This window comes from Chryseobacterium viscerum (assembly GCF_002899945.2).
Taxonomy (GTDB): Bacteria; Bacteroidota; Bacteroidia; order Flavobacteriales; family Weeksellaceae; genus Chryseobacterium; species Chryseobacterium viscerum.
This window is the reverse complement of the sequence record NZ_PPEG02000002.1, coordinates 184,920-200,665: the sequence shown is the minus strand read 5'-3', so window position 1 is coordinate 200,665 and position 15,746 is coordinate 184,920. Positions and strand designations below refer to the sequence as shown.

Below are 15,746 nucleotides of genomic sequence, written 5' to 3'. Positions count from 1 at the left end.
TATAAAACATGATATTATCCCACTATTTCTAAGATAGTGGGATTTTTTTATGCAGAGCCATAAGGCAATCTGTATTTTTGTCAGCAAAAAAATAACATGAAAAACTTCTTATTTCTAGGGTTGATGAGCTCTGTAGTATTCTTTAACAGCTGCAGCAGTAATGATGATAATGATGGAACCAATACCCCTTCTGAACCAAAGGTATTATTGAGTAAAATTACTACAGTTTATTATGACAACCCAGCTCAGCCACAGACCAGTATACAAACCCTTGAATACAATAATCAGGGAGAACTTATAAAAACCTTGTCCGCATCAGGAACTTCTAAGTTCGAATACAGTAACGGAAAACCTATAAAAACCACTTATTATAAGCCAGACGGCACAATAGACTATTATTCATCTTATACTTACAATGGAGATCTACTTACGACAGTTAAGGCAATCTACACTACTAATCCGGATTACAACAGAACGATTACTTATAATTATAATACCAACGGACAGGTGATCTCTTCCTCGCTTTGCCAGTCACCGGACTGCTCCAATCCGATTGTAGATACTTATGTTTATAACGGAAACAATATTTCATCAGAAACTTCAGAAGGCGGGGGATCTAGCTACAGCACTAAAATTGTTTACTCTTATGATGATAAACTGAACCCCTACACAAACATCAATAAATATCTCAAAATTATGATGGGAGGAGCTTATGCTGTAAGCAAAAACAATTATCTGACAGAAAAGATAAGTTTCAAAAACAACGGTACCTGGGAACAAAATCAAACCAGAACTTCTACCATACAATACAACAGTTCAGGGTTGCCTGCACAAGTTATTTCAAAAGAGGCCAACGGAAGTCTTTCCGCTCAGTACAATTACGAATATATTACTCAATAAGATAAGAGCTCTCCAATTTGGAGAGTTTTTTTATGAGCTGATCCCGCTATCCGCTCATACTCCTCACGCCATCGCTCTCCCACATCTTAACTCTTCAACTCTCCCACTCTTGCTCCGGGGTAACCGCTGCTATCGAGGCTAGGGAGGAATTATGGATCATCCATTTTCATTCAGCCTTATAAACATTCAAAATAGGAACGGACATTAGTCCGTTTTTACTATTCAATAAAAGTCCATTGGCTTTAGCCAAAACTTAAAATTAATGAATCTATTTCTACCGTATTTTGCCCATATTTTCCCTCTGTTAGAGCTCTATTTATAAAAAATGAATATCTTAGCCCCTTAAATAAAACAGTAAATACATGAAAAAACAAAAAGTCTCGAATGCATTCATCGCTGCATCTTGGGTAGCATTGGGAGCCGGAATGATCGGTTTCATCGTGGGTCTTGTGAGGGCTGAAATGCTTCTGAATGAGAAAGGATATTATTTCACCATCCTTCTTTATGGCTTATTTGCCGTTGTTTCTCTGCAGAAAGCAGTAAGAGACCGATTAGAAAACATTCAGGTAACCGATATTTATTATGGCATTTGCTGGTTTGCTACATTATCATCCATTATACTACTAGCCATAGGACTTTGGAATGCAACCATTCTTCCAAGTGAAAAAGGATTTTATGCCTTTGCCTTTTTGCTCGCTCTCTTCGGAGCTATTGCAGTCCAGAAAAATACCAGGGACAATATGATTCAGGAATAAAGTAAAACTCTCCATTTTGGAGAGTTTTTTATTTTATCAGAATAAACAAAATTCAAAACAAATACGAAAAACATCATAAATATTTTAAATTTTTATTATATTTATATCGAATAAAATAGATATATCGTTAAAAATATTCTTTATTTCTATTTTTCCCATGAAAAACTAATACCATAAAACAATAAGCATGATTTTAAAAAAAATCCCAATGCTCATTTTTCTTTTGTCAATATTCACGGCAAAAGCGCAAAATGAATTCATCACCATCTGGAAAACCCAGACCGCACAACAAATTAAATTTCCAGGAAGAGGAACCAATTTTCAGGTTTCCTGGGAAGAGGTCGGATATCCACAACACAATGGAACGATGAGTAATGTAACCTCTACTAAGGAATTCATCATCAATCTGGGCACTCCTTTAAATCCTCAATCATCCCAAGCCAGCTATAAAATCAAAATCAGCAACGGAAATGGAAGCTTTGATCAGGTAAGGTTTTTCGACAATACAATAGTCCCTGCTTACAATGCTGCAGACCGAACAAAAATTACCCAAATTGCTCAATGGGGAAATATAAAATGGAAAAGCTTTGACAATGCTTTTGTATTCTGCAACTTTATGGATGTGACAGCAACTGATGCTCCCGACCTGAGCATGGCAACCAGTATGCGTCAGATGTTTTATATATGTTCAGCATTGGTAGGCAATCCTTCTTTCAATACGTGGGATACTTCTACCATTACAGATATGTATTATATGTTTGGTGATACTGATGTGTTCAATCAACCGGTAGGAAGCTGGAATACAGCTAATGTCACAGATATGTCGTTTATGTTTGATAATACGGCATTCAATAAACCTCTCGGCGAATGGAACACATCGAAAGTGACCACCATGGAGCATATGTTTCATGAGGCTAAGAATTTCAACCAGGACATTCAAAACTGGAATATATCCAGTGTTACCAATATGAACGAAATGTTCCACCATACAGCTTTTAATCAAAATCTGGGAAAATGGGACCTCAGCTCGCTGGTAACTGCTAATGATATGTTTCTCAATTCTGCCATGAGTTGTCTGAATTATGACAAAACACTTTTCGGATGGAGCCAGAATTCATCAACACCTAATAATATTAATTTATCTAGTGTTTCTCCAATAGTGTATTCTCATCCTGATGCAGTTACCGCAAGAAATTATTTGATCAATTCTAAAGGCTGGACTATATCAGGAGATGTTTATAATGCGCTATGTAATCAAACTCTTTCAACTTCTGAAATGGAGATTAGCAATAAAGCTTTCATCTATCCCAACCCTGCCAAAGATAATATTCACCTGAAAAACATTTCGAATACAGTACATTATATCATCACCGATATGAACGGAAGAACTGTTGCCAAAGACCGTCTGGAAAATGATGAAATTCCTGTCAGGTCTTTATCTCCGGGAAATTACATCTTACAGGTAGTTACCAAGAATAAAATTCATTCCTTCCCATTCATTAAAAAATAACCGTAAAACTAATCACTATAAAATTTTAATCATGATTTTAAAAAAAATTCCGATACTCATTTTCCTTTTGTTCATATTCATGGCAAAAGCTCAACATGAATTCATTACGGTATGGAAACCCAGCCTGCCCCCTCCTGCCTATGCTTATATAGGAATTCCTGTTAACTCAAACAATAATCAGATCTGGTTTCCCGGAAGAGGAACCAATTACCAGATCTATTGGGAAGAGATAGGCTATCCTTCTCACAATGCTACTTTAACGAATGTGACTTCCGCCTATCATACCTTGATCGATTTCGGAGCTCCACAAAATCCCAATCCATCAGATGCTACTTATCGGATAAAGGTAAGTAACGGGAACGGAAATTTTCATCAGATAAGATTTGCAGACTGGGATATGCTAAATGATAACGGAATTGTAGGGGATGTTCATAAAATACAATTGGTAGAACAGTGGGGAACTACTCAGTGGTCTTCTATGGAACAGGCATTCCAGGCGTGCAAAATTTTAGATTTTACCGCAACTGACATTCCCGATCTGAAGATGGTAACGGATATGTCTTACATGTTTTCAGGATGCTATGGTTTAGTTGGAAACCCCAGTATCAACAACTGGAATACGGCTAATGTCACTACTTTGCTGGGAACGTTTACAGGATGTTTTGTCTTTAATCAGCCGGTTGGAAATTGGAACACTTCCAATGTGACTATGATGGGAATAACCTTCAACGCAGCGAAGCTTTTCAACCAGCCATTAGACAACTGGGACACTTCTAAAGTAACCTCCACTACAGCAATGTTTAACACGGCTGGGGAGTTTAACCACCCTATTGGAAGTTGGGATATGTCTAATAATCTTGATGCTGAATTCATGTTTTCAAATGCTTCAAAATTCAATCAACCAATTGGAAACTGGAATACTTCGCAGATTATAGAAATGAATAATATGTTTTTGAATGCAAAGGCTTTTGACCAGGATATCAGCAACTGGGATACCCAAAATGTAAAAATTATGAGTAGCATGTTTCATAATGCAGAGAACTTCAACAGTAATATTTCTCACTGGGATACAAGAAAAGTAGAATGGATGCAGGATATGTTCAACGGAGCCAAAAAATTCAATCAGGATATAGGAAAATGGAATGTAGCTTTAGTAAAAAGTACCAACAACATGTTCAATAATGCCATTGTCTTTAACCAAAATTTAGGAAGCTGGGATCTGAGTTCTTTGATTTATGCTTCCAATATGTTTAAAAACGCTGCACTGAACTGCCAGAATTATGACAGCACTCTTTATGGCTGGAGCCAGAATCCTTCAATCCCTGATAATATCAATCTGTCTTCGGTTTCCCCTCTTACTTATTCTCATAATGCGGCGGTAACTGCCAGAAATTATTTAATCAACAGTAAGGGATGGACCATTATCGGAGATACTTATAACGGAGAATGCCAATCCTTGCTTGGAACTTCCGATCTAAAGATAAAAGGTGAAATCAGTCTGTATCCCAACCCTGCTGCAGATATTATCTATGTGAAAAACTCCAATGCGAAAGACTTTAAGATTATGGATCTAAACGGAAGAATTGTTTTACAGGGAAATGTAGTGAATGAACAGATTAATATCCAAGCATTAACTTCTGGTAATTATATTTTACAGCTGTATTCAAAAGAGAATATTCAGAATTTAAAATTCATCAAAAAATAATCTTAAACATTCAACATGATACTAAAAAAAATCCCAATACTCATTTCTCTTTTGTTGGTTTTGATGGTGAAAGCTCAGCATGAGTTTATCACCATCTGGAAGCCAGCCTCTACTGCACTCCCAGCATTAAATGTAGATGCCCCGTATCAGGCTACCACTGAGCAGATATGGTTTCCCGGAATTGGTGAAAATTATGATATTTATTGGGAGGAAGTAGGCTATCCCCAGCATAATGGTACCCTTACCGATGTAACCTCTACAAAACAGGTTTTTATTGATTTTGGGACATCAATCGCAGATAAGGATGATGCAAAATACAGAGTAAAAGTTACTAACGGCAGCGGATCTTTCAAACAAATAAAATTCGGATCTGCTCAACTATTTGCTGCTCCTGAACAATTCATTCCTATGTGGCAGGTCAACGGAAGTGCAGATAAATTGTTAGAAATAGAGCAATGGGGTAATATCTCATGGACTACGATGAACGGTGCCTTCAGCCTATGCAGACTTATGGGGCTTACGGCAACAGATACTCCGAAACTTAATAATGTGGATGATGCTTCTTTCATGTTTTTTGGTACAAACAGCTTTACAGGTGCCAGCTCTATGCAAAACTGGGATACTTCGAAAATCAAAAATTTCAGTTTTATGTTTTCACTTTTATTTGATTCTCCACCAGTCGCCATGACAGATCAGTTTAATCCTCCTTATTTTGACACCTGGAATATGTCTTCTGCAACGAACCTCAGCTATATGTTTGGAAATAGAAAGGTTTTTAACCAAACTCTGAATAGCTGGGATGTTTCCAATGTGACCGATATGAGCTGGATGTTTGGCCAGTGCCTAAGTTTCAATCAGCGTCTAGACAATTGGAATACCTCCAATCTTGAAGATATGCATTTTATGTTTCATATGATCCCTGTTTTCAATCAGCAACTGAATTGGAATACTTCCAAGGTGACTAATATGGCGCACATCTTCCATGGATGCTCATCTTTTAATCAACCTTTAGAAAACTGGGATATGACTAAAGTAACGAAAATAGATCAGATCCTTAATACTGCTTCAAGTTTTAATCAACCGTTAGGAAACTGGAACTTAGCTTCGCTTATTAATGGGAACAGTGCTTTTACGATGTCAGGCATTAATTGTGAAAATTACAGCAAAACACTTCTGGGATGGGCAGACAATCCCAATACGGCAAACAATGTTTCACTAGGTTCTTTAATAGGGATAAAATATGCTTCAAACGTCTCTGACAAAAGGGATATTCTCATCAATAAAGGTTGGATATTAGGAGGTGATGCCGTGGGAAGCTGCTTATTGTCTTCATCAGATTTGAAGCTGAATAAGAAACCCCTACTTTATCCTAATCCTGCAGTAGATGATATTCACATTGAAGGTTTAAGCGATATTAAGAATTATAAAATTTATGATGCAAGTGGAAGACTGGTAAAGGAAGGAAATCCTAATAATGAGATGATCAATGTAAGCTCTTTACCAAAAGGAAATTATATGATACAACTTATCATGAAAGAAAAAACAGTTTCTTCAAAATTCATTAAGAAATAACGATAAACTCCTCTATATGATATTGAAAAAATTGTTAGCCAGCTTTTTTATTTTACTGGTATGTATGGTGAAAGCCCAGAATGAATTTATCACCATCTGGAAGCCCGCTTCTACTGTGATGCAGCCTATCAATGTAAGTGCTCCCTATCAGGCAAGTTCTGAACAAATATGGTTTCCCGGAATTGGTGAAAACTATGATATTTATTGGGAGGAAGTAGGCTATCCTCAGCACAATGGTTCTCTTACCAATATAACCTCTACCAAACAGGTTCTTATTGATTTTGGGACATCAATCGCAGAGAAGAATGATGCAAAATACAGAGTAAAAGTTACTAACGGAAATAGTATTTTTCAACACATAAAATTTGGAGATGTACAGGAGGTTCAGCTTCCTGATCAGATTTTCCCGATCTGGCAGATCAACGGAAGCGCTGATAAAATTCTGGAAATAGAACAATGGGGAAACATTGTCTGGACCACGATGGACAGTGCCTTCAGTCAATGTAAACTCATTCAGATCACGGCTACTGACACTCCCAATCTTAGTAATGTTGAAGATGCCTCTTATATGTTTTTTGGTACAAAAAGCTTTACCGGTGCCAGCTCCATGCAGAACTGGGATACTTCCAGAATTAAGAACTTCAAATTTATGTTTGCTATTCTCTTTGATAGCATCACTACCTCACTTCCTGATCAGTTTAATCCACCTTATTTTAATAGTTGGAACATGTCATCAGCAACTGATCTCTCCTTTATGTTTGCAGGAAGAGGATTCTTTAACCAAACATTGAACAACTGGGATGTTTCGAAGGTAACTGATATGAAATGGATGTTTGCTCTTTGCTCAAGCTACAATCAGCCTATGGATCACTGGGATACTTCAAGTCTTGAAGATATCCGTTTTATGTTCCATTTTATTCCTGCTTTCAATCAATCCCTAAACAGTTGGAACACTTCCAAAGTTACCAATATGGCTCATGCTCTCCATGGCTGTACAACCTTTAATCAGTCTTTAGAAAATTGGGATATGACCAAGGTTACCAGAATAGATCAGCTCCTCAAGACGACTCCGAGTTTTAATCAATCACTTGCCAACTGGAATCTGGCCGCCCTTAATGAGGGTATGCAGGCGCTGACGGAGACAGGAATAGATTGTGAGAACTTCAGTAAAACACTGGCAGGATGGGCAGACAATCCTAATACTGCCAATAACATTAACTTAGATGATGTTACCTCTTTAACCTATGCTTCCAATGCAACAGATAAAAAGAATATTCTTATCAATAAAGGTTGGGCGATGTCGGGTGATACGGTAGGAAACTGCTTACTGGCTTCATCAGACATCAAACTCAGAAAAAAACTTTTGCTCTATCCTAATCCCGCAGTAGATGATATCCACATTGAAGGATTAGAGGATATTAAAAGTTATAAAATTTATGATGCAAGCGGAAGGCTCGTAAAGGAAGGAAATCCTAATAATGAGATGATTAATGTAGGATCTTTACCAAAAGGAAATTATATTTTGCAGCTGATTCTGAAAGAAAAAACAATCTCTTCAAAATTCATCAAAAAATAAAAACAAAAAAGCCTCGCAGTACAGTGAGGCTTTTATTTTTGAGTGTAATGATCAACTATTTATCAAAATGATTTGGATGCTGGGCTTTGATGTCATCCACGGTTCCCAGTACTTTATCTTTTAAAGAATCCTGATACTTCTGAAGTTTAGCTGCCACTTCTTCATTACCGCTTCCTAAAATTTTAGCGGCTAGAATTCCGGCATTTAAAGCTCCGTTCAAAGCTACTGTTGCCACAGGAATTCCCCCTGGCATCTGAAGGATAGATAAAACAGAATCCCATCCATCTATAGAATTACTAGACAAAATAGGAACTCCGATTACCGGAAGTGTAGTACAGCTTGCCACCATTCCAGGAAGATGTGCTGCTCCTCCAGCTCCAGCAACAATTACTTTCAACCCTCTTTCCTTAGCTGTTTTTGCATAGTCGAACATTCTTTCCGGAGTTCTGTGTGCTGAAACTACTGTTAATTCATAAGGGATATCAAGGCTTTTAAGAAAATTTGCAGCCTGTTCCATGATTGGCAGATCACTCTGACTGCCCATAATAATTCCTACCATCTTCAATTTTATTAGATGTTCAAAGATAAATGTCTTCTTTTAAAATAACAACTTTATTCGTTTCTAAATACAGAAGGTGATATTCCTTTCACTTTTTTAAAGAACCTGTTCAGGTGGCTTTTATCGGTAAATCCAAACTCATCGGCTATTTCACTGATCCGCATATCACTGTACCGCAGGCGGTTTTCAATAAGCTTCATCTTGTACTGAGCAGAATATTCATTTAATGTTTTTCCTGTATTATTCTTAAAATAACGGCCTACATATGTTTTTGAGATACCAAACACAGTACTAATGTTTTCACTCGTCAGTTTTTTAGGAGTATAAATATTCCCCTGAACATACTGAATAATGTCTGCTGCCTTATGATCAGTGCTTTCATTGACTTCCAATATATTTTCTTTGACCAGATTCTGAGCCACTATCGTCAGAACAGCCTGTACAAGAAGCCGGACTAATTCATCATTATAGAAATTCTTGCTTTGCATGGCAATTATCAGGCTTTCCATCATTTTTTTGATCAGCAGGTTGTTCTCCTCCCCTTTAATAACAGATCCCTGCAGCGTATGACTGGAAAAAACCTTCTCCAGCTGTTTCATAAATACAGGGGTCATCGCATGAAGCTGAAAAAAAATCTTATTGAATCTTATAAAAAAAAGCTGAGTTTTTGTTTTGAATAGGAAACGGTGGGAATCTTCCGGCACAAGCAAAAAAAGGTTTCCTTGATTGTAAGAAAACGTATTCCCATTAATCTCCTGCTCCCCTTCTCCTGAAACAATATAAACAAGTTCAAAAAAACTGACGCTGTGATCTCCTCTCGGACATACCTCTGCTGGTTCTTTCAAAGCAAGTTCAAACGGCTGCTGAAGAAAATCTTTTTTCATGACAATATTATACTCTTTTATCATGTAAAAATACAACATACTGAGGTAGCAAATCATAGAAATTTGCAGAAGAAAAAAGAAAATAATGAATTCACAAATCAATAACAGAAAAATGCAGGCATTGGTATCAGAACAATTTGAAAAACCTTTTGTATTAAAAGAAATAGATAAACCTACCCCCAAAGATCATGAAGTTCTTATTCAAATCAAATCAGCAGGATTGAATCCTTTAGACCTTAAAATAAAAAATGGGCAGGCAGCTCACGCCAAGGTCACTCTTCCGGCTGTACCAGGCATTGACATGTCAGGAATTGTGATAGAAACAGGGAAAAATGTAATAGGGTTGAAGAAAGGAGATGAAGTATTTGGAATGGTTGGTGGAATTGGCGGCCATCAGGGAACTTTAGCAGAATATATTACGGCTGATGCAGAACACATTAGTTTAAAACCTAAAAACATCTCATTTCAGGAAGCTGCTGCTGTCCCTCTGATATTCATTACAGCATGGGAAGCATTAGCTGATAAAATTAATATACAACCTGGCCAAACGATATTAATTCACGGAGGAGCCGGTGGTGTTGGTCATATGGCTGTTCAGATCGCAGCAGCCATGGGAGCAAAAGTATATACTACTGTAAGCCCAGATCATTTTGGGAGGATAAAAAATTATGGTGCTACTCCCATAGATTACACTACCATACCCGTTGATCAGTATGTGAATGAATATACTGCCGGAATTGGATTTGATGCTATAGTAGATACAATAGGAAATAGCGTGCTGGATGATTCTTTCTTGGCCGTAAAAAAATATACAGGGCATGTAGTGAGTATTCTGGGCTGGGGAAATCATAATCTGGCTCCTCTATCTTTTCGTAATGCTACCTATTCAGGAGTATTTACCCTATATCCGTTATTGAGTGGAGAGGGAAAAAAGCATCACGCTGATATTTTAAAAGTAGCTTCCCAACTTTTTGAAACTGGAAAATTGAAGGTTCAGCTCCATCATCAATCCTATACTTTAGATCAAATAGAAACAGCTTATGAACTCCTTGAAAACAGAAAAGCAAGCGGAAAAATAGTCATTACGGTTTCTTAACTGCTGCAAATTCTATCCTGCATACCAGCATCTGTACCAGCAAAAATCAAAGCAACTGTATCCATCAAAATTATTTTAAAACTGCTAAATTTGCTTGTTACACTTTGATTTACGTTGAAAGATTATAAACTTATTTTTGCTGTTCTTACCGTTGCCATTGTCTGGGGAACGACTTTTTTAGCCATCCGTGTTGCTGTGGAAACAATTCCTGCATGGTTTGTTGCCGGAATCCGTCAGTTTCTGGCTTCAGTCATTATGCTTGTTATTCTTCTTTCAAGAAAAGAATTCAAATGGATCGGCTGGAAAAGTTTAGGATATCAGATTGTTTTTGCTTCTCTGATGCTGGTAATTGCTAATGGGATGACCACAGTGGCTGAAGAAACGGTATCCAGCAGTCTTGCTTCATTGATCAGTGCCTGCTCACCTATTCTGGTGTTTTTGGGGAGTGTGGCTGTAGGATTACAAAAGTTCAGTCTGCGGGCTCTTAGTGGCATCATATTATGTTTCAGCGGCATCCTTTTTATTTTCTGGGATGGACTTCAAGATCTCGCCAACCCGGATTACAGAATGGGAATGATTTTCCTTTTCTGCGCGATCGCAGGTTGGGCTTCCGGAACCATTTTCACCAAAAAATTAAACATCCAGAGCGGAAATATAACGTTGAATCTGTTTTACCAATTCCTGTTTGCCGGAATCGTTCAGATCATTCTTGCATTCCTGTTTTCTGATCATTATAACTTTGGAAACTGGACTGCAAAAAGTATTTCAGCCATGTTATACCTTTCTGTTTTTGGTTCTGTAGCTGCTTTTTTTGCATTTCATTATGCATTAACGAAAATTTCGCCGGTACAGGTTTCTATTTTGGCATATATCAATACCATTATCGCCATATTTCTAGGCTGGCTGATTATGGATGAGAAAGTTACATTTAAATTCATCCTTGCTGCTGTAATGATCATTTGTGGTGTTTTTATTATCAATTACAAACCGGAAATGTTCAAAAGGCAGAAGGTTCAATAACGAAAAGAGAGTTTTCTCAACCACAAAAGACATCTTAATTTTAAAAGTTAATAGCACCTTGCTAAAAGGTTCATTTAAGTATTAAAATACGCCAAGTATCACCGTAAACACATGTATTAAAGGTGATTAAATAAATTAATATTAGATTTCAAAAAACATATTTAATTTCCTGAGGACCTACTCTATTCTGCTATAAATACCATTCACTTGCAACCATTTTAAAAACAGGTCTGTCCACTCACCGGTATTAGTTCCTTTTTTTCCCATTCCCCAGCCATGACCTCCTGATTGAAACAAATGCAGTTCAGCAGGCACCTTATTATTTTTCAAAGCCTGATACATCAGAATACTGTTTTCTACAGGAGAAATAGGATCATCTTCTGATTGAGCAAGGAAAGTGATGGGAGTCTGAGCGTTCACCTGCTTTTCAACCGAAAGTCTGATCTGATCCTGAGTAGCAGCATTTTTTCCTAGTAAAGATTTATAGGAATGGGTAGTATTGTTGGGCGGCAGCATCGACACTACCGGATAGATCATTGCTGTAAAATTGGGCTTAGCAGAAATCAAATCAGTTTCATCCTGAGGTGGATAATAAGATGTATCGAATGTAGAAGAAATATATCCGGCAAGATGCCCTCCTGCAGAAAACCCGAGCACTCCTATTTTATTGGGATCTATTTTATATTTTCCAGCATTCTTTCTAATGATTCGTAAAGCACGCTGTGCATCCTGAAAAGGAACTGATTTTGTTGCCCAGCCTTCTCCTGGAAGCCTGTATTGAAGTTCAAAAGCTGTAATTCCCAGGGATTTCAGCCACTCTCCTGCAGGATAGCCTTCTGATCCTGATTCAATGTGGGCATATCCACCGCCACTGATAACTAAAACAGCAATTCCGTTAGGGTTTGCAGGCTGATGAATCATAAGTTTTGGGGTACTGATATGAGTAAGGGAACCTTTGGGAGAGATGATCATTTCACCACCCGGCCCGGGGCCATCCGGAATTGACTGCCACAGATTAATGGTAGGTAATAGATCCTGGTTTGAAAGCCCGTTTTGAGCAGAAAACAGGCTTCCGAAAAACAAAAAAGAGAAAAAAATATTTTTCATTCCATTCAATTTTAATGTAAAAATAATATCAATAATCTTACCTAATCTATCCAACTGTTTTTTAACTTATTAAATATAATTAAAATCAGATATGCTTCAGTTGGGTTTTGTATTTCCTTCATTTTCCTTATATTGTATACTCCAACTTATACAATATGCTGAAAAACACATTTTTTTTATTTCTGGCCGCATCTTTTCTTTTGATAAGCTGCGACTATAAAGAGAAAGAGAAGAGCCTTACGGACAGGGAAAAACAATTATTAGAAAAAGAAAAAGTATTCGCCAAGAAAGAGTCTGAATATCAGTCGCTCCTGAAAATGAGGGACAGTATTTATGCAAAAAAAGATTCTGTAGTGATTGCGACATGGCCTGCAGAGATTTCCGGTCCCTGGAACGGAAAGGTAATCTGTACAGAATCCAACTGCAGTGAATATGCTGTGGGTGATCAGCGTACCGATATCTGGGAATTCGATAACGATTCTACCCAGCCTATTACCAAAATCATCAATAACAATAATCTGGTAAGGCTGTATACAGGCAAATTTGAAAATAATGAGATCAGATTGTCTTTCAAGACAGATTCTACAGCTAAAAAGAATGTAGAAATGAGCGTTCTTCTTAATGATATTTCAGACAACAAGATCAAGGGTACAAGAAGCATCACCTCTGATGGCTGTACTGCCAAGTTCTCTGTTGAATTAGTACGTTCCACAAAATAAACACTTATGATTTTACTGAGTATACACAACCTGAGTCTTCCTATAGAAGATCCGGTACTGAAGTTCCTATTGGTACTGGTCATTATCCTTGCAGCACCCCTGCTGCTTAATAAAATTAAAGTTCCTCACCTGTTAGGGCTTATCATTGCCGGAGCGATCATTGGTCCCAACGGATTCAATGTATTGTCCAGAGACAGCAGTATTGTTGTGACAGGAACTACCGGATTGCTTTACATCATGTTTCTGGCAGGGCTGGAAATTGACATGGGAGATTTCAAAAAAAATAAATGGAAAAGTCTCACCTTTGGTATCTATACCTTTACCGTTCCTTTTGTATTGGGATATCTGGGAGGTTATTACCTTCTTCACTTTTCGATGCTGACTTCTATCCTGTTTGCCAGTCTTTTTTCATCCCATACTCTTATTGCATATCCATTGATAAGCAAGTTGGGAATTGCAAAAAATAAAGCGGTTAATATCACCGTTGGAGGTACAATGATCACAGATATTCTGGCATTATTGGTACTTGCCGTGATTGTGGGAATGTCTCAGGGAGATGTCGGAACAGAGTTCTGGGTTAAACTATCTGTCTCTTTTGTCGTTTTTGCTTTAATTGTACTGATTGTATTTCCTATTATAGGACGTTGGTTTTTCAAAAGAGTGGATGATAAGATCTCACAGTATATTTTTGTATTGGTGATGATTTATCTGGCCGCTATGCTTGCAGAATTGGCTGGTGTGGAAGCTATTATCGGGGCATTCTTTGCAGGATTAGCTTTAAACAGGCTTATTCCTCACACTTCTTCTTTGATGAACAGGGTTGAATTTGTGGGAAATGCCATCTTTATTCCTTTCTTCCTGATCAGTGTGGGAATGCTGATTGATTTTAAGGTTTTCTTTAAAAGCTGGGAAACGCTGGAAGTGGCCGGAATTATGCTGGTAGCTTCTATCGGAGGGAAATATCTTTCTGCAGTGGCTACTCAAAAAACATTCAGACTGACCAAAGAAGAAGGAAAACTTATTTTCGGATTGAGCTCTGCCTCAGCAGCGGCTACACTGGCTTCAGTAATGGTAGGATACAACATTATCCTCTCTGAAACGGAGACTGGAGAACCTGTAAGATTATTGAATGAGCATGTCCTGAACGGAAGTATTTTACTGATCCTTATTTCGTGTACCATCTCTTCTTTCATTTCTATGGCTAGTGCTCAGAAAATTGCGGAAAGCGACAATGAAGATACCGTTTCCGGGAACACTCATGAGGAAGAGAATATTCTATTGGCCATCAATCACGAAGCCACTGTTGAAAGAATGGTGAACCTTGGAATCCTAATCAAAGCCCACTCTAATACAGAAGATCTGTTTGCTTTAAATGTCATTAATGAAGATAAAAATGAATCTTCTGTAAAAAATGCAGAAAAGCTTCTTCATCAGGCAGCAGATGCCGCGGCAGCAGCGGATGTTAAATTGCAAGCCCTAAAAAGATACGACAATGATGTTATCAATGGGGTCAACAATGTTATTAAAGAACAGAAAATTACAGACCTCATCATAGGATTGGAGGGTGAAAAAGGGTTCTCCCCTTCTTTTGTATATAATCTTTACAATGGTTATCTGCAGAATGATGATGTGAATGTACTCGTATATCATGCAGCACAACCCCTTTCCACCATCAAAAAATATGCAGTGATGATTCCTGAAAATGCCCATCAGGAAGCTGGATTCTTCCATGCCCTGCTGAGAGTCTGGAATATTGCCAGGAATTCCGGAGCAACAGTTGCTTTTTATGCCCCTGAAAACATTATTGATATTCTACAGAAAATTATTAAAAAAGCCAATATAGAAGCAGAATTCATTATTATGAGCACATGGCAGGACGGAGAAAGAACCGCTGCTCAGCTGAAAGATGATGAAGCATTGATTATTCTGATGGCAAAACGTGGGATGAAGTCCTATATTCCGCGAATGAGACTGATTCCGGAACTTCTGAACAGAAACCTGAATGATAATAATTATCTTTTGATATTCCCTTTCTCAGAATATGATAAAAACAGTCCGGAAATACGCTCCGTAGGAAATCACGGAGATTTTGTGGAGATCGGAAATGTGATTCAGAAGATTTTTAAGTAAAAGAATGGGAGCTGGAAGAGAGATGATGGAGGTTACCTATGAGCGAATAATCACTTTTCTTACATTATCAGACAATTGAGTCATCAATAGGATCGGGCTTTAGCCCGATATAAACAACATGCATACATTTGGCTTTAGCCGAAACCTAAAATAAAGTTTTGGCTAAAGCCACTTGAATCTATAATCATTGGTAAACGGGCTAAAGCCCATTCC

The 15,746-nt window shown here is 37.7% G+C and carries 13 protein-coding genes; 10 read left to right on the top strand and 3 right to left on the bottom strand.

The window, feature by feature from the left end:
- Window positions 1-96: 96 nt before the first annotated feature.
- The 6 genes from C1634_RS04570 (at window position 97) to C1634_RS04545 (ending at window position 8,018) form a co-directional block, all read left to right on the top strand.
- Window positions 97-900, top strand: a complete 804-nt coding sequence (locus C1634_RS04570; protein ID WP_109737962.1) for a DUF2963 domain-containing protein — start codon at window positions 97-99, stop codon at window positions 898-900.
- A gap of 362 nt (window positions 901-1,262) precedes the next feature.
- Window positions 1,263-1,655: an inner membrane protein YiaA gene (yiaA, locus tag C1634_RS04565; protein WP_103234617.1), complete on the top strand. Its 393-nt coding sequence runs from the start codon at window positions 1,263-1,265 to the stop codon at window positions 1,653-1,655.
- 208 nt (window positions 1,656-1,863) lie between these two features.
- The gene (locus C1634_RS04560) at window positions 1,864-3,165 is read left to right on the top strand and encodes a BspA family leucine-rich repeat surface protein (protein ID WP_165835258.1); all 1,302 of its coding nucleotides are present in this window, start codon (window positions 1,864-1,866) and stop codon (window positions 3,163-3,165) included.
- A gap of 31 nt (window positions 3,166-3,196) precedes the next feature.
- A complete protein-coding gene (locus tag C1634_RS04555) occupies window positions 3,197-4,870 on the top strand; it encodes a BspA family leucine-rich repeat surface protein (RefSeq protein ID WP_109737961.1) in 1,674 nt (557 codons plus the stop codon).
- A gap of 15 nt (window positions 4,871-4,885) precedes the next feature.
- A complete protein-coding gene (locus C1634_RS04550; protein WP_103232585.1) occupies window positions 4,886-6,442 on the top strand; it encodes a BspA family leucine-rich repeat surface protein in 1,557 nt (518 codons plus the stop codon).
- A 16-nt stretch (window positions 6,443-6,458) separates the two neighbouring features.
- Window positions 6,459-8,018: a BspA family leucine-rich repeat surface protein gene (locus tag C1634_RS04545; RefSeq protein WP_103232584.1), complete on the top strand. Its 1,560-nt coding sequence runs from the start codon at window positions 6,459-6,461 to the stop codon at window positions 8,016-8,018.
- Window positions 8,019-8,073: 55 nt separating this feature from the next.
- Here the strand turns inward: C1634_RS04545 and purE are convergent, their stop codons facing one another.
- Window positions 8,074-8,577, bottom strand: a complete 504-nt coding sequence (gene purE, locus C1634_RS04540; protein ID WP_103232583.1) for a 5-(carboxyamino)imidazole ribonucleotide mutase — start codon at window positions 8,575-8,577, stop codon at window positions 8,074-8,076.
- Window positions 8,578-8,630: 53 nt separating this feature from the next.
- On the bottom strand, window positions 8,631-9,461 hold the full coding sequence (locus tag C1634_RS04535) for an AraC family transcriptional regulator (protein ID WP_165835257.1): 831 nt from the start codon (window positions 9,459-9,461) through the stop codon (window positions 8,631-8,633).
- A gap of 85 nt (window positions 9,462-9,546) precedes the next feature.
- On the opposite strand from C1634_RS04535, the gene C1634_RS04530 reads away from it, so the two are divergent.
- Entirely contained in the window at window positions 9,547-10,557 is a 1,011-nt protein-coding gene (locus C1634_RS04530; protein WP_228409983.1) for a zinc-dependent alcohol dehydrogenase family protein, read from the top strand.
- 114 nt (window positions 10,558-10,671) lie between these two features.
- The gene (locus C1634_RS04525) at window positions 10,672-11,577 is read left to right on the top strand and encodes a DMT family transporter (protein WP_103232581.1); all 906 of its coding nucleotides are present in this window, start codon (window positions 10,672-10,674) and stop codon (window positions 11,575-11,577) included.
- Between the two features lie 177 nt (window positions 11,578-11,754).
- Here C1634_RS04525 and C1634_RS04520 read toward each other — a convergent pair whose 3' ends face one another.
- Window positions 11,755-12,684 carry an alpha/beta hydrolase gene (locus C1634_RS04520; protein ID WP_103232580.1) on the bottom strand — a complete coding sequence of 310 codons (930 nt, stop codon included), beginning with the start codon at window positions 12,682-12,684 and terminating at the stop codon, window positions 11,755-11,757.
- A gap of 155 nt (window positions 12,685-12,839) precedes the next feature.
- On the opposite strand from C1634_RS04520, the gene C1634_RS04515 reads away from it, so the two are divergent.
- Together C1634_RS04515 and C1634_RS04510 are read left to right on the top strand one after the other, a co-directional pair.
- Window positions 12,840-13,403: a hypothetical protein gene (locus C1634_RS04515; protein WP_103232579.1), complete on the top strand. Its 564-nt coding sequence runs from the start codon at window positions 12,840-12,842 to the stop codon at window positions 13,401-13,403.
- Window positions 13,404-13,409: 6 nt separating this feature from the next.
- Window positions 13,410-15,533: a cation:proton antiporter gene (locus C1634_RS04510; RefSeq protein ID WP_103232578.1), complete on the top strand. Its 2,124-nt coding sequence runs from the start codon at window positions 13,410-13,412 to the stop codon at window positions 15,531-15,533.
- The last annotated feature ends 213 nt before the right edge of the window (window positions 15,534-15,746 follow it).